At 70.2% G+C, this 17055-nt stretch carries 17 protein-coding genes and 1 tRNA gene; 10 read left to right on the forward strand and 8 right to left on the reverse strand.

Translation table 11 applies throughout. The features are described from left to right. Window positions 1-57 precede the first annotated feature (57 nt). The 6 genes from iscU to D7Y11_RS17400 all read left to right on the forward strand — a co-directional run bounded on the left by iscU (window position 58) and on the right by D7Y11_RS17400 (window position 3920). Window positions 58-450 (forward strand): Fe-S cluster assembly scaffold IscU, encoded by a 393-nt coding sequence (gene iscU, locus D7Y11_RS17375; protein WP_120553652.1) that lies wholly within the window; start codon window positions 58-60, stop codon window positions 448-450. A gap of 40 nt (window positions 451-490) precedes the next feature. Continuing rightward, the gene (locus D7Y11_RS17380) at window positions 491-874 is read left to right on the forward strand and encodes an iron-sulfur cluster assembly accessory protein (RefSeq protein ID WP_120575974.1); all 384 of its coding nucleotides are present in this window, start codon (window positions 491-493) and stop codon (window positions 872-874) included. 107 nt (window positions 875-981) lie between these two features. Beyond that, window positions 982-1530: a Fe-S protein assembly co-chaperone HscB gene (gene hscB / locus D7Y11_RS17385; protein ID WP_126934241.1), complete on the forward strand. Its 549-nt coding sequence runs from the start codon at window positions 982-984 to the stop codon at window positions 1528-1530. After that, window positions 1527-3371 (forward strand): Fe-S protein assembly chaperone HscA, encoded by a 1845-nt coding sequence (hscA, locus tag D7Y11_RS17390; protein ID WP_126934242.1) that lies wholly within the window; start codon window positions 1527-1529, stop codon window positions 3369-3371. The genes hscB and hscA overlap by 4 nt, the downstream gene beginning before the upstream one ends. A gap of 3 nt (window positions 3372-3374) precedes the next feature. Then, complete coding sequence (locus D7Y11_RS17395; protein ID WP_120575976.1) at window positions 3375-3752, forward strand: 2Fe-2S iron-sulfur cluster-binding protein; 378 nt, start codon at window positions 3375-3377, stop codon at window positions 3750-3752. Window positions 3753-3836: 84 nt separating this feature from the next. Continuing rightward, window positions 3837-3920: transfer RNA gene (locus tag D7Y11_RS17400), tRNA-Leu, on the forward strand. Between the two features lie 72 nt (window positions 3921-3992). Here the strand turns inward: D7Y11_RS17400 and D7Y11_RS17405 are convergent. After that, a complete protein-coding gene (locus tag D7Y11_RS17405; RefSeq protein ID WP_120575977.1) occupies window positions 3993-5075 on the reverse strand; it encodes a lysylphosphatidylglycerol synthase transmembrane domain-containing protein in 1083 nt (360 codons plus the stop codon). A gap of 20 nt (window positions 5076-5095) precedes the next feature. Continuing rightward, window positions 5096-6688 (reverse strand): alkaline phosphatase family protein, encoded by a 1593-nt coding sequence (locus D7Y11_RS17410; protein WP_121755368.1) that lies wholly within the window; start codon window positions 6686-6688, stop codon window positions 5096-5098. 153 nt (window positions 6689-6841) lie between these two features. Between D7Y11_RS17410 and D7Y11_RS17415 the strand changes: the two genes are divergently transcribed. Then, window positions 6842-8020, forward strand: coding sequence for a BamA/TamA family outer membrane protein (locus D7Y11_RS17415; protein ID WP_126934243.1), 1179 nt, complete (start codon window positions 6842-6844; stop codon window positions 8018-8020). 30 nt (window positions 8021-8050) lie between these two features. On the opposite strand, the gene D7Y11_RS17420 is transcribed toward D7Y11_RS17415, so the two are convergent. The 5 genes from D7Y11_RS17420 to fni all read right to left on the reverse strand — a co-directional run bounded on the left by D7Y11_RS17420 (window position 8051) and on the right by fni (window position 13580). Further along, window positions 8051-9130 carry a mevalonate kinase gene (locus tag D7Y11_RS17420; RefSeq protein WP_126934244.1) on the reverse strand — a complete coding sequence of 360 codons (1080 nt, stop codon included), beginning with the start codon at window positions 9128-9130 and terminating at the stop codon, window positions 8051-8053. Continuing rightward, window positions 9130-10116: a diphosphomevalonate decarboxylase gene (gene mvaD / locus D7Y11_RS17425; protein ID WP_121780328.1), complete on the reverse strand. Its 987-nt coding sequence runs from the start codon at window positions 10114-10116 to the stop codon at window positions 9130-9132. Before mvaD ends, D7Y11_RS17420 begins: the two co-directional genes overlap by 1 nt. Further along, the gene (gene mvk, locus D7Y11_RS17430; protein WP_120575981.1) at window positions 10113-11051 is read right to left on the reverse strand and encodes a mevalonate kinase; all 939 of its coding nucleotides are present in this window, start codon (window positions 11049-11051) and stop codon (window positions 10113-10115) included. The genes mvaD and mvk overlap by 4 nt, the downstream gene beginning before the upstream one ends. Window positions 11052-11159: 108 nt before the next feature. Further along, window positions 11160-12488, reverse strand: coding sequence for a hydroxymethylglutaryl-CoA reductase, degradative (locus D7Y11_RS17435; protein WP_120575982.1), 1329 nt, complete (start codon window positions 12486-12488; stop codon window positions 11160-11162). Between the two features lie 33 nt (window positions 12489-12521). Then, entirely contained in the window at window positions 12522-13580 is a 1059-nt protein-coding gene (fni, locus tag D7Y11_RS17440; protein ID WP_120575983.1) for a type 2 isopentenyl-diphosphate Delta-isomerase, read from the reverse strand. A 163-nt stretch (window positions 13581-13743) separates the two neighbouring features. Between fni and D7Y11_RS17445 the strand changes: the two genes are divergently transcribed. Both D7Y11_RS17445 and D7Y11_RS17450 read left to right on the forward strand, forming a co-directional pair. Next, window positions 13744-14151 (forward strand): hypothetical protein, encoded by a 408-nt coding sequence (locus D7Y11_RS17445; RefSeq protein ID WP_233596781.1) that lies wholly within the window; start codon window positions 13744-13746, stop codon window positions 14149-14151. A 163-nt stretch (window positions 14152-14314) separates the two neighbouring features. Beyond that, window positions 14315-15271, forward strand: coding sequence for a zinc metalloprotease HtpX (locus tag D7Y11_RS17450; protein WP_199733759.1), 957 nt, complete (start codon window positions 14315-14317; stop codon window positions 15269-15271). An 18-nt stretch (window positions 15272-15289) separates the two neighbouring features. On the opposite strand, the gene D7Y11_RS17455 is transcribed toward D7Y11_RS17450, so the two are convergent. Then, a complete protein-coding gene (locus tag D7Y11_RS17455) occupies window positions 15290-16033 on the reverse strand; it encodes an SDR family oxidoreductase (protein WP_120575986.1) in 744 nt (247 codons plus the stop codon). A 109-nt stretch (window positions 16034-16142) separates the two neighbouring features. Between D7Y11_RS17455 and D7Y11_RS17460 the strand changes: the two genes are divergently transcribed. Beyond that, entirely contained in the window at window positions 16143-17048 is a 906-nt protein-coding gene (locus D7Y11_RS17460) for an AraC family transcriptional regulator (RefSeq protein WP_120575987.1), read from the forward strand. The last annotated feature ends 7 nt before the right edge of the window (window positions 17049-17055 follow it).

Here is a 17055-nt window from a genome sequence, read left to right on the forward strand (position 1 = left end):
CGGTTGCCCGGATGGCGCATCAGTTCAAGCGTTGGATGATGAAGGAGCGTTAGACGCATGGCTTACAGCGAGAAGGTCATCGAGCACTACGAGAACCCCCGCAACGTGGGGACGCTCGACAAGAACGACCCGAACGTCGGCACCGGCCTCGTGGGCGCCCCCGCTTGCGGCGACGTGATGCGCCTCCAGCTGAAGATCAGCGACTCGGGCGTGATCGAGGATGCGCGGTTCAAGACCTTCGGCTGCGGCTCCGCCATCGCGTCCAGCTCGCTCGTCACCGAGTGGGTGAAGGGCAAGACGGTGGATCAGGCCATGACCATCTCCAACAAGGACGTGGCCCGGGAGCTGGCGCTGCCCCCGGTGAAGATCCACTGCTCCGTGCTGGCCGAGGACGCCATCAAGGCGGCCATCGAAGACTTCAAGAAGAAGCGCGCGTCGCGGCAGGCCTGATGCCCCTCGCGGTACCTCTTCCAGGATCGAGGACGACCCCATGAACGAGCAGGCCCAGACGACCCAGGCCCCTCAGACGCCTCCCAAGCCGGCCCCCAAGGGCATTGGCCTGGCGGACAGCGCGGTGGCGCGCCTCAAGCAGCTACTGGAAGAGCGCCAGACTCCGGACGCCGGCCTGCGCATCGCGGTGAAGGGCGGCGGGTGCTCCGGCCTCCAGTACTCCATGGAGTGGTCGGAGAAGTCCCGCGAGCGCGACAAGGTGTTCGAGCGCGACGGCGTGCGCGTCTTCGTGGACCCGAAGAGCTACCTGTACCTCATCGGCACGGAGCTGGTGTTCGAGCAGACGCTGATGGCGTCCGGCTTCAAGCTGAACAACCCCAACATCAAGGCCGCCTGCGGCTGCGGAGAGAGCTTCTCCGTCTAAAGCCTGAAGCGGCCTTCCCGCCCGCCCCGTCGGTCAGGGAGCGGGCAGCAGGGGTCCGGCCCGGTGCCGGGCCCCTTTTTCGTTTCCCCCGTGAGGATGTGCGCACCGTGAGGACCCACTTCGACGTGTTCGGGCTGCCCCGCTCCCACGCCGTGGACGTGCCGGCCCTGGAGAAGCAGTACCGGGAGCTGTCGCTCCAACTGCACCCGGACCGCGTCGGCCCCGGTGACGCGAAGGCGCGCCTGGCCGCCGTGGAGGGCACCACCGCCCTCAACGGGGCCTTCAAGACGCTGAAGGACCCGGTGCGCCGCGCCTTCTACCTGCTCAAGCTCCACGGCGTGGACCTGGACCGCGAGGACGCGGGCGCCCAGAAGGACATGCCCCTGGAGTTCCTGGAGGAGGTCATGGAGCTGCGCGAGGCCTTGGATGAAGCCATCGCGGCGAAGGACCTACCGAAGGCCCAGGCCATGGCGAAGGACGTGGCGGGCCGCAAGGCGGCGGCGCTCCAGGAGGCCGTGGCGGCGCTCGGCACGCTGGAAGGCGCGGGGGATTCTCCGGACGGGGTGAGAAAGGCATCGCACGCGCTGGGGCGGGTGCGCTACTTCACGCGCTTCCTCGAGCAGGTGGACGCGTTCGAGGAGGAGGTGCTCGCGTGAGCAACAACGGCTATCTGCAGATCCACGACCCGCTCAAGCCGAAGGGCCACGTGGTGGGCATCGACCTGGGGACCACCCACTCGCTGGTGGCGTCCGTGTCCCAGGGCAAGCCCCGGTGCGTTCCGGTGGATGACGGCGACTCGCTCCTGCTGCCCTCTGTCGTGCACTACGGGAGGGACGGCGGCGTGGTGGTGGGCGCCCGCGCGCGGAAGCTCGCGGCCGAGGCCCCCACGGACACCATCGTGTCGGTGAAGCGCTTCATGGGCCGCAGCCCGGACGACCCGGAGACGCGCAAGCTGGGCCACTACGACTTCGCGCCCGGCGCCAACGTGGTGCGCTTCAACGTGGCCGGTGGCCAGCCGGTGACGCCCATTGAAGTGTCGGGCGAGATTCTCCGCGCCCTGAAGCGCCGCGCGGAGGCGCACTTCTCCGGCAAGGTGGAGCAGGCCGTCATCACCGTGCCCGCCTACTTTGACGACGCCCAGCGCCAGGCCACCCGCGACGCGGGGAAGCTCGCGGGCCTGGAAGTGCTGCGCCTGCTCAACGAGCCCACCGCCGCCGCGCTGGCGTACGGCCTGGACAAGGGCAGCCAGGGGATGTTCGCCGTCTACGACTTGGGCGGCGGCACGTTCGACATCTCCATCCTCAAGCTGGAGGACGGCGTCTTCGAGGTGAAGTCCACCGGCGGTGACTCCGCGCTGGGCGGCGACGACTTCGACCGCGCCATCGCGCAGCACGTGCTCCAGAAGAGGGGCGTGGCGTCTCCCACTCCCGCGCAGGTGGCGGAGCTGATGGTCGCCGCTCGAAAGGCGAAGGAGGCGCTCACCGACGCGGCGGAGGTCACGCTCAGCGTGGAGGGCCACTCCCAGCCGCTGTCCCGCGCGGACTTCGAGGCGTGGATCCAACCGCTCGTGGCGAAGACGGGCACGGTGTGCCGGCGGGCCCTGAAGGACGCGGGCGTGGCGGCGGGCGAGCTGGACGGCGTCATCCTGGTGGGTGGCTCCACCCGAGTGCCCGCGGTGCGCCGCTTCGTGGCGGAGATGTTCGGCCGCGAGCCCCTGGGTGACATCGATCCGGATCAGGTCGTGGCGCTGGGCGCGGCGGTCCAGGCGAGCCTCCTCACCGACGGCGACCGTCAGGACGAGGTGCTGCTGCTGGACGTCATCCCCCTGTCGCTGGGCCTGGAGACGATGGGCGGCATCACGGAGAAGCTGATCCCCCGCAACTCCACCATTCCCACGGCGGCGGCGCAGGTGTTCACCACGTTCAAGGACGGCCAGACGGGCCTGGACGTGCACGTGGTGCAGGGCGAGCGCGAGCTGGTGCAGGACAACCGCAGCCTCGCGCGCTTCACGCTCTCCGGCATCCCCACCATGGCGGCCGGCATGGCCCGCGTGGAGGTGCGCTTCCAGGTGGACGCTGACGGTATCCTGTCCGTCACCGCCAAGGAGCAGAGCACCGGCGTGGCGCAGGCCATCACCGTGAAGCCCAGCCACGGCCTGACGGAGGAGGAGATCGAGAAGATGCTCCTCGACTCCATCGACTTCGCGGAGGACGACATCCAGGCCCGCCAGCTGCGCGAGCAGCAGGTGGAGGCCGAGCGCGTCCTCTCCGAGGCCGACCGCCAGCTGCGCGAGAACGCGGCGCTGCTCCAGGCCGGCGAGCCGGAGGCCATCCAGGCCGCCATGGCCCGCGTGCGCGAAGCCGCGCAGGGCAAGGACTACATGGCCGTGAAGGAGGCCCTGCACGCGCTGGACGAGGCGTCCCGGGCCTTCATCGAACGGGTCATGAACCGCGCCATCACCCAGGTGGTGTCCGGCCATTCCGTGGAGGAGTACTGAGCCGTGCCCAAGGTCACCTTCAAGAGCCCCCTGGCCGAGGTCGCCGTGGACGTGCCCCAAGGCACCACCCTGCTGGACGCCGCGGAGAAGGGCGAGGCCCAGGTGGGCCACAGCTGCGGCGGCGTGTGCGGGTGCTCCACCTGCCATGTCTGGGTCCGCAAGGGGTTGGACTCGCTGAGCGAGCAGCGGGACGACGAGATGGACCGCCTGGACATGGGCTTCGACGTCCGGCCGTACTCCCGCCTGTCGTGTCAGACGGAGGTCGGCGGCGAGGACGTCACGGTGGAGATCACCGAGGAATCGCTGGTCGCCTTCATGGACGAGAACCCGGCCATCCGCCGGAAGCTCGAGTCCGAAGGCCGCTGGCCGCTGAAGAAGTAGCCTGAAAAAGGATGCTTGACCGGGCGGGGGAGGTTCTTTATACGTCTCGCCCATCGCGGCGCCGCAAGGCACCGCGAGCCACCTGCCCAGGTGGTGGAATTGGTAGACACACTAGATTCAGGGTCTAGCGCCTGCAAGGGCATGGAGGTTCGAGTCCTCTCCTGGGCATGAAGTAATCGAAGGGCCCCGACCACAAGTCGGGGCCCTTTTTGTTTTCCGGCCCTGCCCTCTTCACGCGGCTCAGGGCGGCGCGGGTTCCACCGCTTCATGCGCCACGTGGTGCGCGGCGGCGTTGGCCAGCCGGCCGCCCTTGCGCAAGTCGCGGATCCGCAGCTTGGAGCGGTGCACGCACCAGGCGCCCACGGCCACCTGGCTGATGACGGTGCCCAGGTGGGTGAGCGTGGCGAAGGCCGCCGCGTCCTCCGGGTTGGAGCCCAGCGCGCGCGCCGCCCAGCTGGTGACGAAGTAGTAGATGCCCATGCCCGCCGGGACGCCCGGCAGCGACTGCCCCAGGGAGATGGCGCCCAGCACGACGGCGCCCGCGAAGAGGCCCCCGGGGATGTGCACGCCGTGCAGCGCCAGGCCGTACGCCAGCGCGGAGGCGAACACCGGGAAGATGGAGAAGAAGAACACCTTCGTCATGCCCTTGAAGGAGCGCGCGGTGCCCAGCCCCTCGCCCACGTGATTCAGGAAGCTGTCCACGCGGGGCATGGTGTGACGCTGGTGCAGCCAGCGGCCCAGGGGCGCCGCCCAGTGGGCCAGCAGCACCACCAGCGCCACCAGGCCGATGCACAGCGACAGCGCCACGTGCAACTCCGTCCGGAAGTGGGCCATGGTCTCGCCGAAGGGGCCCAGGAAGGACAGGGCCACCAGCAGCATCAGACAGGCGAACTCCATCAGCTTGCACACGCCCACGGAGCCCAGACTCCGGATGAAGGCGATGTTGTGCGTGCGCGACAGGAGGAAGGAGCGCGTCACCTCCCCCAACTTTCCCGGCAGCGCGTTGTGCACGAACACGCCAATGCCCACCATCTGGAAGCGGTCCTTGAACGGGATGTGCTTGCGCAGCGTGGCCTGCCACTGCACCGCCCGCAGCGGAACCAGCGACGCCTGCAGGAGCATGAACGGCACCAGCCACACCAGGTGTCCCGGCAGGTCGCGGACGAACTTGTCCAGCGGGAAGCGCGGCGTCAGCAGGTCCCCGGATCCGCTCAGGTTCCACTTGAAGAACGCGGTGGAGAGCAGGAGCAGGGACAGGACGAGTCCCACCACTCCGCCCAGCACCTTGAGCCACGTGCGTCCACTGGCGTTGGGAAGCCGCATGGTCCTCCCCTTCCTCGGTCTCAATGGAGAATCCGCGGTGAGCCGGTGTCCAGGTAGGCCTCCGCCAGGCGCTCGTGCAACCGCGCGCAGTGGCTCAGGCCAGACAGGTCCACCGGGCCGTTCGCGGGCCACATCACCAGGCTGTCGGACTCCACGCGCGTCAAGCCTCCGTGCGAGCCGAACTCCCACGCGAAGCCCACCGTGCCGCCCTTCTGCACGGCTTCACCGAAGAGGACCAGGTCCCCCGCGGTGTCCATGCGCGGCAGTCCCTGGAGGAAGTCCGCCACGGCGCGCTTGCTGTACTCGGTGGTGAGCGGCGCACGGTCCAGGTCCTCCAGGCCGTAGACGCCTCCGCCCATCACCACCACCGCCTCGGTGCCCCGGCGCATCGCCACCATGCCGATGTCCGGGTTGTTCGTAGCCCGGGCCAGCACCTCCGGATGCAGCGCCAGCAGCTCGCGCGCCTCCAGCGGCGCGGGACGGCCGCTCAGGTAGATGTGCGCGAAGTTACCGGCCTCCACCACCACCGGGATGAAGGGCTCGCGCGCGGCGGTGTCCGGGGCTGGAGGCTGGCGCCCATCCAGCAGGCCGCGGCGCACGTCCGCGCGCAGCTCGGGCACCTCGCCTTCGAAGAGGACGGCCTCCAGGCGCCGGCCCTGGCGCTGCTCCAGGGGCAGGCTGTCCACGTGGCCGTGATCCGACAAGAGGATGACGTCGTAGGGCTCCGGCGCGGCGCGGGCCACGGCGAACAGCTCCGCCAGTGACGCGTCGACACGGTGGAGCTCCTGCATCGCCAGCTCCGAGCGCGGACCGCGGCGGTGCGCCACTTCATCGTAGTTGCCGTACACCAGATAGATGAGCGGCACGCCGCGCACCATGTCCACCAGGGACTTGGTGTACGCGAAGCTCCAGCCCAACCGCTGGAGGAGGATGCGGCTCAGGAGGAAACCCTGCTCGTGGCGCCAGTCGTTGAGCTGGCGCGCCCATTGGCGCACCTCGCGCACGGCGTGCCAGGACTCCATGCCGAAGGAACGCAGGAAGTCCCACGCACCCCTCGTGCGCGCCGAACCCAGGCCCTGCATCTCGTACGCGAACGAGCGCGCCATCAGCTTGAAGCTCGACAGCGTGCTCATGCACATGCGGTTCGTGGCGCCCGCGTGGAAGAGCGAGAAGTACGTGTGGCCGCCGTGGTCCAACAGGCTCGTGCGGCCGTGTCCGCGCAGGCGCGCGTCAATGGCCATCGCGTCGCCCGGGGTGTTCATCTGCACCTTGCGGCCGAGCGCCCGGTCGTACCAGCTGTAGCCCGGCAGGTTCGGATGCCGCAGCCCGTAGAGCAGCCCCGCCTGGAAGAACGGCGTGGACGTGGGCGCTCCCCAGAACGCGTTCTCCAGGTGATACGCGCCAGAGCGGACCAGCTGTGAAACAAAGGGCATGCGCCCCGTGACAATGGCCTCGTCGAGGAGCGCCTTGGGCACACCGTCCAGATGGACGAGAAGAGCGTTCCGAGGCCGACGCGCCGCCACGGGCGGAACTTTCGATCCAATCCTCCGGACGAGGGTATTCGCCCAATTTCGTGAATTCTCGCTGACGAGCTCGTTGAGACTTTCGCGCACGTTGACGGCTCCCCCATCCCCCAAGGCAAAATGGGCATTCAGGGGGACAGGAGCTTCCGAGGCCGCGCTGCTCTCTTGGAGAGCAGGCGGGCGGAAAGGGTCTCTGTCCCGGGCTGGAATCGATGCGCCCCCTCGGGGCTTCACGGGGTTTCGATGCTGGCTCCAGTCGTCTTCCTGTTCTTCATGCTGCTGTCACTGAGTGCCGTGGCGGCCAGCCGCACGGCGCCCGGGCTCTCGCCCGTGAAGCGAACGCCTACGATGGACGGCATCGCGCTACCGCTCCTGTCCTTCAGCTCGGATCAGGGCTTCGGCTACGGCGCTGTCGGCGGCATGTACCTCTATGGCGACGGCAGCAAGGCGCCCTACGCGCATGCCCTGTCCGCGCAGGTGTTCTTCACCGCGCGCGGCGCCATGAATCATTACCTCCGTTACGACGGGCCGCAGTTGCTGGGGCCCCTGCGTTTGGAGGGCCGGCTGGAATACCGGCAGGAGAAGAGCAGCCCCTTCTTCGGCGCGGGCAACCTGTCCGCCCCGGACTTCCGGGGTGACGTGGACGACCAGCGGTACAACTACGACAAGGGCTCGCCGGGCCTCTGGGTGCGTCTGCGCGGGCGGCCGTTCGGTGAGAATCACCCGTTCCAGTCGTACGTGGGCTACGGCTGGCGCTACACGCGTGTGTCGCCCTACGAGACGTCCATCCTGGCGCAGGAGCGGCCCATCGGCATCGAGGGCGGGCCCAGCGGGCAGCTGCTCGCGGGCGCGCTCTGGGACACGCGCGATGACGAGGCCGACCCGACGTCAGGCGGCGTGGAGGAGGTGGCGCTGCGCGTGTCGGGCCTGGCCACCTTCAGCCGCTACCAGTACGCGGGCGTGACGCTGAGCGAGCGCCGCTACATCCGCATCACCCCGCGGCTCGTCTTCGCGCAGCGGCTCACGCTGGACATGCTCTTCGGGGAGGTGCCGTTCTTCGAGTGGATGACCACGGGCGGCGTCAACGTGTCCGAGGGCATTGGCGGCATGAGCAGCGTGCGCGGCATCGAGCGCAACCGCTTCGCCGGCAACGTGAAGGCGTTCAGCAACTCCGAGCTGCGCTTCCAGGCGGCGCGGATGGCCTTCTTCGGGCAGCCGCTGGCGCTGGGCGCGGTGGTGTTCCTGGACCTGGGCCGCGTGTGGCATCCGGGTGTGACGGACGGCAAGTGGCATGAGTGGCACCCGGGCATCGGCGGCGGCCTGCGCTTCTCGCGCCGCGCGGCCGTGGTGCGCATGGACTACGCGCGCTCCACCGAGACGGGCCGTCAGCGCTTCTACATCACGTTCGGTCACATGTTCTAACGGCGCACCCGGGCGCGCGCCGCGCAGATTTCACGTGAGCGCGTCCACCCAGCCGCGAAGCCGCGCATCCGTCTGCGCTTCGCCGCGCACGCCCTGTTCCACGTCGAGCGTCAGAGTGAGGAAGCCGCGCGACTCCAGGCCCTCGCGCAGCGCTTCGCGCGACTGTGCGTCCGGGGCGAAGAGGATGCAGCCGTCACCGCCGCCCGCGCCGGAGAGCTTGCCCGCGCAGTGGTAGGACGCGGCGATGGCGAGCACGCGGCGCATGCCTTCGGTCTCCAGCGGGCCCAGTTCCAGCAGCAGCGCGTGCTGGGCCTTCACGGCTTCGGAGAAGGCACGGAAGTCGCCGCCGCCCAGGCCGTCTTCAATCGTGTGGCCCAACGCGTCCGAGCGCTCCACGAAGGCCCTGCGCCCGGCGTCCGCGAGGCGGGCTTCCACCTGGCCGATGAGGAGCTTCGTGGACGCGCTCTCGCCGGTGAAGGCGTAGAGCATGGACACGCGCGGCACGGGCATGCGCCAGAGGTCCACTGGAGGGGACTCCGCGAGCGCGGCGTTGAAGCGGCCGGTGTTGGCCGCGTCCGCGAGCGCGGTGATGTCATAGCGACGGTAGCGCACGGCACCGCCCGCGAAGCTCGTGGCTACGTCGCCGCCGCTGCCCTTGCCTCCCTGCCCCAGCGTGTGCGCGGTGAGGGCGAGCTTCAGGACGTCGAACTTCTCCTCCAGCACGAAGCGCGCGGCCTCCGCGGCGAGCACCGTCGCGGACGCGCTACCACCGATGCCCAGCTTGTGGCCGCCCGGGCCGAGCGCGCCCGGAGCGACCGCCACGTCGAAGCCCACGCTCGCGCGGCCGTGCGCGCGCAGGGCCTCATCCAGCGTGCGGGCGACGAAGGAGAAACCCGCGGGCACTTCGCGGTCCCACTTCACGCCGCGAGGCGTGGTGAGGCCCTGGAGCGTCCCCTCCTCCAGGCAGATGTGCACGCGCGAGTCCTGACGCCTGCGCACATATGCGGCCGTGCGCGGCGCCACGGCCGCGAGGCGCGACACGCCGCCCCACAGAACAGCGTACTCGCCAGAGATGAACAGCTTGCCCGGGGCGGAGAGCGCTCGGTCCATCAGAACAGGTGCTCGGTGAGCAGCGTCGCGTCACCACCGGGCACGCAGCGCACCACGTCCACGGCTCCGCAGGCGCGGGCCAGGGCCTCCGCCGCGACCTCGTGGGCCGCGGTCGTCAGCAGCACCGGGTTCGGCCCCGCGTCGAGCGTGAACCACACCGGCACGCCCTTCTTGCGCTGCTCGCGCAGGTGCTGGATGAGCCCCAGCGTCGCCGGGCTCAGGTAGGACAGCGGCGGATCCGCGGAGAGCGTCGTGCAGTGCATGCGCCACGCGTTGCGCTCGCACAGCTCGCCCAGCGCCTCCAGGTCCTTCTTCGCGATGAGCTCCCGGGCGCGGGGCACTTCGGCTTCCGCGTCCTTCACCCACGCCGGATAGTAGGGGCTCGTCTCCACCGTGTTCTTCATCCCGTCCCGCGACTTCACCTCTTTCTCGCCGCGGTCGAGGATGGCCACCACCATGCGCAGGTCCGACCAGTGGCCCGCGTCGAAGCGCTGCACGGCGTAGCTGTCCTCGCCGTCCTCGCGCTCACCGCGCATCCACTCGCAGAAGCCGCCCTGCACGCTGCGGCACGCGGAGCCGCTGCCCCGCCTCGCCAGGATGCTGGACGCCCGCGTGTCCTGGGGCAGCCCCGCCGCCGCGCGCCCCGCCACCGCCAGCGCCGCGAAGCCCGCCGCGCTGCTGGCCAGGCCCGCCGCCATGGGGAAGTCCCCGCGCGACACCACCTTCGCGGGGCCCAGGTCGCGCCCTGCCTGCACGCGCACCTCGTCCAACAGGCGCAGCACGCGGTCGCGCTCGCTGCCCTTGGCCACGTGGCCGTGCAGCTCCACCGTGTCCGACGGCGCGCCGAACTCCACCGTCGTCGTCACGTGGATGGGGGCCAGCGTCAACGACAGGCTGGACTGGTGCGGGAGGATGAGCGCCTCGTCGCGCTTTCCCCAGTACTTCACGAGCGCGATGTTGGGATGCGCCCGGACCGTTGCCTTCATGGAATGTCTCCCTGGACCCGCGGCCCCGCGAGCTGGCTCGCGAAGCAGCGCACGCCGTCACGCGTCAGTTGCGCGACCACGGGCTCCGGTTCGGGGAAGAGGCCGATGACCGCGCCACCGTCACCTCCCGCCCCGGTGAATTTGGCCCCCAGCGCGCCCAGCGAGCGCAGCCGGAACACCATGTCCTCCAACGCTGGTGACGACAGCCCCAGCGCGTTCAGGAGGCCCTGGTTGACGTTCATCGCGTCCCCCAGCCCCTCCAGGTCGCCCGCCTCCACCGTCTTCGCCGCCTCGGTGACGAGCCTCCCCACCTGACCGAAGAGCCGCTTGTAGCGCTCCGGCCACCGCGCCTGCCGCTCGCGCAGCGCCCCCACCGTCAGCTTCGTGGGACTGCGCGCGCCCGCCAGCGCCACCACCACCGACACTGGCCGCGGACTCTTCAACTCGCGCGCGCGGCCCGTGACACCCGCCGGCGACTGCACCCGCCGGTAGAGGATGAGCTTCTCCTCCGCGCTCGTGGTGTGGTCCACGCCCGACGGCGTGCCGTGGAACTCCTGCTCCATCTCCCACGCCAGCCGCGCCGTCGCCTTCGCCGTGGGCGCCTGCCCCGCCGCCTGTAGCAACACACGCGACGTGGCCACCGCCAGCGCCGCGGAGCTGCCCAGCCCCGCGGACAGCGGCAGCTGCGGCTCCAGCGTGACCTTCACCTTCGGCTCGCCCACGAGCTTCGCCGCGCGTGCGAAGGCCTTGCGCATCATCCGCTTCTGCGCCGCGTCCGCCGTCACCGGCACGTCCAGCACGCACGAGCGCGACGGCCCACCGCGCGCCACCACGCCAATGGTCAGCGGACCGGCGATGGCGGGGTAGCCGTACACCACGCTGTGCTCGCCCAGCAGGATGACCTTGCCAGCACCGAAGGCGACCAGGGGATTCATTGCGGAAGTCATGGCACCAGGCTCGCGAAGGGGGCGGGCGCCTTCATTCCGCGCACCGCCCTGCCCCGTCAAGCGCTCCCGCATATAGGGAGCGCCCGGGGGCGGACGTCAGCCGTTGGTGAGGGTGGCGACGACGGGCGTCTCCGGCGGCAGGCTCGCGAGGATCTCCCGCGCCTTCTCCACCTTCACGTGCCCGGCCTTCACCAGCAGGTTGGCCACCTTCTCCACGTCCCCACCGCGCGCGCCCGCCGTGACGGCGACGCTGCGCGCGTGCATGGCCATGTGGCCCTTCTGGATGCCCACGGAGCCCAGGGCCCGCAGCGCCGCGAAGTTCTGCGCCAGGCCCACCGCCGCGAACACCATGGACAGCTCACGCACGCTGGTGGCGCGCATCAGCTTGAGCGCCACCTGCGCGCCCGGGTGGATCTTGATGGGGCCGCCCACCAGGCCCAGCGCCAGCGGCAGCTCGATGCGGCCCACCAGGTGCCCCTCTTCCAGGTACCAGGTGGACAGCGGGCGGTACTGCCCCTTGCGGCACGCGAACGCGTGGGCACCGGCCTCGATGGAGCGCCAGTCCTGCCCCGTGGCGATGGCCACCGCGTCGATGCCGTTCATCACGCCCTTGTTGTGCGTGGCGGCGCGGTACGGGTCGGCTTCCGCGAAGCGGCTCGCCTGCGCGATGCCCTCGGCGATGACCTCTCCCGGCAGGCCGAAGTCCGCCAGCAGAGGCAGCGGGATGCGGCACGTGGCGCGCGCGAGCCGCTTGTCCGCCAGGTTCGACAGGATGCGCAGGTACACCCGGCCGCCGGTCAGCTGCTCGATCAGCGGCGCCACGCCCTCCGCCATGGTGTTGATGAGGTTCGCCCCCATCGCCTCCTGCGCGTCGATGAGCAGGTGGACGATGAGCAGCGGCTCGCCGCGCGGTCCTTCCGGCGCGGGCAGCAGGCGCACCTCCACGTCCTTCGCGCCACCGCCGCGGGCCACCATGGCCGGGTGGAAGCTGTTCGCCAGGGCGAGGATTTCATCCTTCGCATCCAGGATCTTCTCGGACGCGATGCCAGGGTCGCCGTAGTTGGAGACCTGCACCTGGCCGATCATCATCGACGCGTCGGCCTCCGCGATGAAGCCGCCCGACTCGCGGACGATCTTCGACGCGAACGACACCGCCGCCACGACGGACGGCTCCTCCACGGCCATGGGCACCAGGTAGTCGCGCCCGTTGACGTTGAGGTTGAGGCCCAGGCCCAGCGGCAGGGAGAACGTGCCCACCGCGTTTTCGATCATCTGGTTGGCGATGGACAGGTCCAGGCCGTTCTCACCGCGCAGCTGGTCCAGCTCCGCCTCGGTCAGCCGGAACATCTGGCCAATGCGCGCCAGGCGCTCCTCCAGGGGCAGCTTGTGGAATCCGGCGAGCCGGGACGTCACGGTGTCAGACATGTTCTTCCTTCCCAACCTGGGATCCACCCGGCATCACAATGCCGCCAACCAATCCTTCAACGCGCCGGTCACCACGCGAGGCCGCTGCCGCAGCTGAGCGACGGAGCGGCTCCCCGTCAGCACCAGTGCCTGCCGCAGGCTCGTGAGGATGACCTTCAGCGCCTCCTCCGCGGCCGGCAGCCCGCCCTGCTGCTGCGCCCGGAACAGCGGCAGCGCCATGCCCGCCAGGTCCGCGCCCAACGCGAGCACCTTCGCGGACTCCAGCCCGCCGCGCACACCGCCGCTGGCCACGAGCCGGACCTCAGGCCCCACCGCCTTGCGCACGCTGGCGATGGCCGCCGCGGTGGGGATGCCCCAGCCGCTGAACTCCGCACCCACCTGCGCCTGCGAGCCCACCGCGCGAAGCTGCTCCACGCGCACCCACGACGTGCCGCCCAGCCCGGAGACGTCCACGTTGCGCACGCCCAGCTCCACCAGGCGCCGCGCCACGTCCGGGCCGATGCCGCACCCGGTCTCCTTCACCATCAGCCGGTCGCCCATCGCGCGCGCCAGCTCCTCCACCACGCGGTAGCCGCCGCGGAAGTCGCGGTCGCCTTCCGGCTGCGTCAGCTCCTGGCCCGCGTTGAGGTGCAGCGCCATGCCGTCCGCGCCAATGGCGTCCATCAACCGCCGCACGCCATCCACGCCCAACCCGATGGCCTGGTACAGCCCGATGTTGCCCAGGAGCGCCACCGTGGGCGCCACGTCGCGCACCGCGTACGACGCCGCGCGCGCGCTGTCCTCCGCCATGGCGCGCTGGCTGCCCACGCCGAAGGCCAGGCCGTGCCGCTCCGCGAGCAGCGCCAGGTCCCGGTTCACCGCGCCCGCGCGGTCCGTGCCACCCGTCATTCCGGTGACGAGGAGCGGGGCCTGGAGGCGCTTGCCCAGGAACGGCGTGGACAGGTCCACATCCTCCACCGCCATCTCCGGCATGGCGCAGTGGATGAGGTGCACGCACTCCAGCAGCGTGGAGTTCTGTGCCGGTTCCACATCGCCGGTCGCGCACAGGTCGAGGTGGGCATCCTTCCGCTTGGCTGTCGTCTCGTCGCCCATGTCGCTGAAAGCCACCCGCGCTGTCGCTGCAAAAAACCTGTAAGCCTGGAAGGTCGTTAGGTTCCTACCAAGCGCCAGGGCCGAGGTGCAAGCCAAAGGGCCCCGCCGGTCGCGCTCCGGGTGTGAATGGACGCGCTGTCTTCTGGACGGTATGAGCCACCGCGTGAGCACGCCGGACAACAGGGTCATCGTCTTCCTGCACAGTGGCGAATATGACCGTGTGCACCAGGGTCTCGCCATCGCGGCGGCGGCGACGGCGGCCGGGCGGCGGGTCGAGGTGTACCTGTTCTGGTGGGCCCTGGAGCGCTTCCTGTTGGACAGGTTGGACGAACCGGACTTCGCCGGACGCGAGGACGTGGCGGACCGCTTCGAGGCGCGCGGCATGCCCACCGTGCGCACGCTCCTGGAGCACGTGCGCGAGTCCGGGTTGGGCATGGTGGCGGGCTGCACGGGCTCGCTCGGTGCCCTGGGGAGCGAGTCGAAGGCGGGCGACAGTGGCATTGACGTCTGGCTCGGGTGGAGCGCCATCCTCCAGCGTACGGCCGGCGTGACGGATCGTTTCTATCTTTGAAGACGGCTCTACCTTTGGGACGGGCGGCAGCCGGGGCCATGGGCCTCCGGGGTAGCCTGGACCCGTTACGTTGACGCCTCCCTGCTCCTGCTTACGTTTCGTGTGGCCCCCATGGCGGGGCGAAAGGCACGGAACGAGGAACATGGCGCAGCGTGACCCCCACATGACAACCCGAGGACCGGCCGCACCGGCGCTCAAGGGCAGCGGGTGGCACCGGCTGGGCAACGCATTGAAGACGACCGTCCTGCTGGCGGGCTTGACGGCCCTGGTGCTCGTCATCGGCCAGCGGCTGGGCGGCGCGCAGGGGCTGATGATGGCGGGCCTCTTCGCGGTGGTGATGAACTTCGGCTCGTACTGGTTCAGCGACCGCATCGCGCTGGCCATCCACGGCGCGCAGCCGCTGTCCTACGAGCAGGCCCCGTGGCTGCATGAGATGGTGGAGCGGCTGGCCGCGCGCGCGGGCATGCCGAAGCCGAAGGTCTACCTGCTCCCCACCGCGCAGCCGAACGCGTTCGCCACGGGCCGCAACCCGAGCCACGCGGCCGTCGCGGTGACGGCGGGCATCATGGACATCCTGGACCGGCGCGAGCTGGAGGGTGTGCTGGCGCACGAGATTGGCCACGTGCGCAACCGGGACACGCTCATCGGCACGGTGGCGGCGACGCTCGCGGGCATCATCAGCTACGCGGCGCAGATGCTCTTCTGGTTCGGCGGCAGCATGCTCAGCCGCGGCGACGACGACAGGGACGGTGGCGTGGCCGGGGCGCTGTCCAACCTGGGCCTGCTGCTGGTGGCGCCCATCGCGGCCACGCTGCTGCAACTGGCGGTGAGCCGCTCGCGCGAGTACGGCGCGGACGCCACGGGCGCGGAGCTGTGCGGCGACCCGGATGCGCTGGCGAGCGCGCTCTTGAAGATGGAGCGCGGCGCGGAGGCCATGCCGTATGACCGGGCCCCCGCGACGTCGCACCTGTTCATCGTCAACCCGCTGCACCACGGCGGGGTGATGTCGCTGTTCTCCACGCACCCGCCCATCCCGGAGCGCGTGCGCCGGCTGCGCGAGATGAGCGCGCGGATGGGCCAGGGCACTCGCGGCCGTGGCGGCTGGGAGTACGCGTACTGACAGGCTCCCGGCCGTTCTTCATGCCGACCGGGCCAGCGCCACCGCGTCTGGCCCGGCGGGGAAGCGGAGCGTCCCGGACGTGTCGTTCGCGGCACGCCAGATGGCCTCGGCCACGTCGGACTCGCGCGTCACCGCGGAGGGCTGTCCCAGCGAGGCGAAGATGCGCTGGGCGAAGGGCGCGTACGCTTCGGGGAACAGCCCCTCCATCCGAGGGGTGCCGTTGCTCGTGAAGCGGGTGCCCGGGCAATAGCCCGGCTCGACGAGCTTCACGCGCAGGTTGAAGTCCGCGAGTTCGAAGGCGAGCGACTCCGTGAACCCTTCGATGGCCACCTTGCTCGCGGTGTAGACGGCCACCAGCGGCATGGGAGCCAGGGTCGCGCTGGAGGTCACGTTCACGATGACTCCCGACCTGCGTGCGCGAAGCCGTGGCAACACCGCCTGCGTCATCGCCATGACGCCGAAGACGTTGGTCTCGAACACCTCGCGCACCGTGGCCATCGGCGTGGCCTCGAAGGCGCCCATGAGCCCGATGCCCGCGTTGTTGACGAGCACGTCGATGGGCCCGCTCGCCTCCAGCGCGGCGGCGATGCTCTCGGGCTTCGTCACGTCGAGCGGCACCACTCGCAGCCGGTCCGAGGCAGGGAGCACATCCTCACGCGGCGTTCGCATGGTGGCGACCACGTTCCAGCCCTGGGCGTGGAAGTGGCGAGCCGTCTCGAGTCCATAACCGGAAGAACACCCCGTGATGAGCACCGTCTTCATGCCGTCTCCTTTGGCCGCGATTCGCGCGGCGTTGATGTTCTGAAGGTACCGGCGACAATCAGGACGCTCCACTACGCGGAGTCCGCATTTCTTTTGCTAGCGTCCGGGCATGACCGACCCCCTTTCGGAAGTCATCGCGCTGCTTCAGCCCAGGGCCATCTTCTCGAAGGGCATCAGCGGAGCGGGCGCATGGGGAGTTCGTTACTCGGACTTCGGTCAGCCCAGCTTCTGTGCCGTGCTCGAAGGGAGCTGCCGACTGGCCATCGACGGGCATCCGGCCGTCACGCTCGAGGGGGGCGACTTCGTGCTGCTGCCGGCGACGCCGGGCTTCACCATCTCCGGCTTCGAGCCGGTGACTGCCGAACGTGTCGACCCCAAGGTGGCCCCTTCCCCTACCGGGGAGGTGCGTCACGGTCGGCGTGGTGGCCGCCCGGATGTGCGACTGCTTGGGGGCTATTTCGTCTTCGACTCACCTGACGCGGCCCTGATGGTGTCGCTGCTCCCAATCCTGGTGCACGTGCGCGGCGTGGAGCGGCTGTCCACGCTGGTCCAGCTCGTCCGCGACGAAACGAGCGAACAGCGCTCGGGGCGCGAGCTCGTGCTGACGCGGCTCGTGGAGTTGCTGCTCATCGAAGCGCTGCGGTCCACGCCGAGCGGCGACACACCTCCGGGGCTCCTCCGTGGACTGGCGGATGCGCGGCTGGCACCCGCGATCCGGCAGATGCACCGCCACCTCACGCGTCCATGGACCGTGGCGCAGCTCGCGAAGAGCGCGGCGCTCTCGCGCACGGTGTTCTTCGAGCGCTTCACGCGCACCGTGGGTTTGCCCCCGATGGAGTACCTGCTGGACTGGCGGATGGCCGTCGCCAGGGGACTGCTTCGCGGCCAGGAGCTCTCCATCACGGAGGTGGCCGAGCGCGTTGGCTACAGCTCGGCGAGCACCTTCACCGCGGCGTTCAGCAAGCGCGTGGGCCAGCCTCCCGGACGCTTCGCTCGCGCGAGCGGACACCGTTGACGGCGGG

Origin of the sequence: Corallococcus sp. AB018 (genome assembly GCF_003986945.1) — a bacterium.
Classification (GTDB): domain Bacteria; phylum Myxococcota; class Myxococcia; order Myxococcales; family Myxococcaceae; genus Corallococcus; species Corallococcus exiguus.

Excerpts from the sequence above, each read along its gene's own strand:
- iscU (WP_120553652.1), top strand. The coding sequence starts at position 58 with ATGGCTTACAGCGAGAAGGTCATCGAGCACTACGAGAACCCCCGCAAC.
- D7Y11_RS17380 (WP_120575974.1), top strand. The coding sequence starts at position 491 with ATGAACGAGCAGGCCCAGACGACCCAGGCCCCTCAGACGCCTCCCAAG.
- D7Y11_RS17405 (WP_120575977.1), bottom strand. The coding sequence starts at position 5,075 with ATGCGGCTTCCCAACGCCAGTGGACGCACGTGGCTCAAGGTGCTGGGC.
- D7Y11_RS17415 (WP_126934243.1), top strand. The coding sequence starts at position 6,842 with ATGCTGGCTCCAGTCGTCTTCCTGTTCTTCATGCTGCTGTCACTGAGT.
- D7Y11_RS17420 (WP_126934244.1), bottom strand. The coding sequence starts at position 9,130 with ATGGACCGAGCGCTCTCCGCCCCGGGCAAGCTGTTCATCTCTGGCGAG.
- mvaD (WP_121780328.1), bottom strand. The coding sequence starts at position 10,116 with ATGAAGGCAACGGTCCGGGCGCATCCCAACATCGCGCTCGTGAAGTAC.
- mvk (WP_120575981.1), bottom strand. The coding sequence starts at position 11,051 with ATGAATCCCCTGGTCGCCTTCGGTGCTGGCAAGGTCATCCTGCTGGGC.
- D7Y11_RS17435 (WP_120575982.1), bottom strand. The coding sequence starts at position 12,488 with ATGTCTGACACCGTGACGTCCCGGCTCGCCGGATTCCACAAGCTGCCC.
- fni (WP_120575983.1), bottom strand. The coding sequence starts at position 13,580 with ATGGGCGACGAGACGACAGCCAAGCGGAAGGATGCCCACCTCGACCTG.
- D7Y11_RS17450 (WP_199733759.1), top strand. The coding sequence starts at position 14,315 with ATGACAACCCGAGGACCGGCCGCACCGGCGCTCAAGGGCAGCGGGTGG.
- D7Y11_RS17455 (WP_120575986.1), bottom strand. The coding sequence starts at position 16,033 with ATGAAGACGGTGCTCATCACGGGGTGTTCTTCCGGTTATGGACTCGAG.
- D7Y11_RS17460 (WP_120575987.1), top strand. The coding sequence starts at position 16,143 with ATGACCGACCCCCTTTCGGAAGTCATCGCGCTGCTTCAGCCCAGGGCC.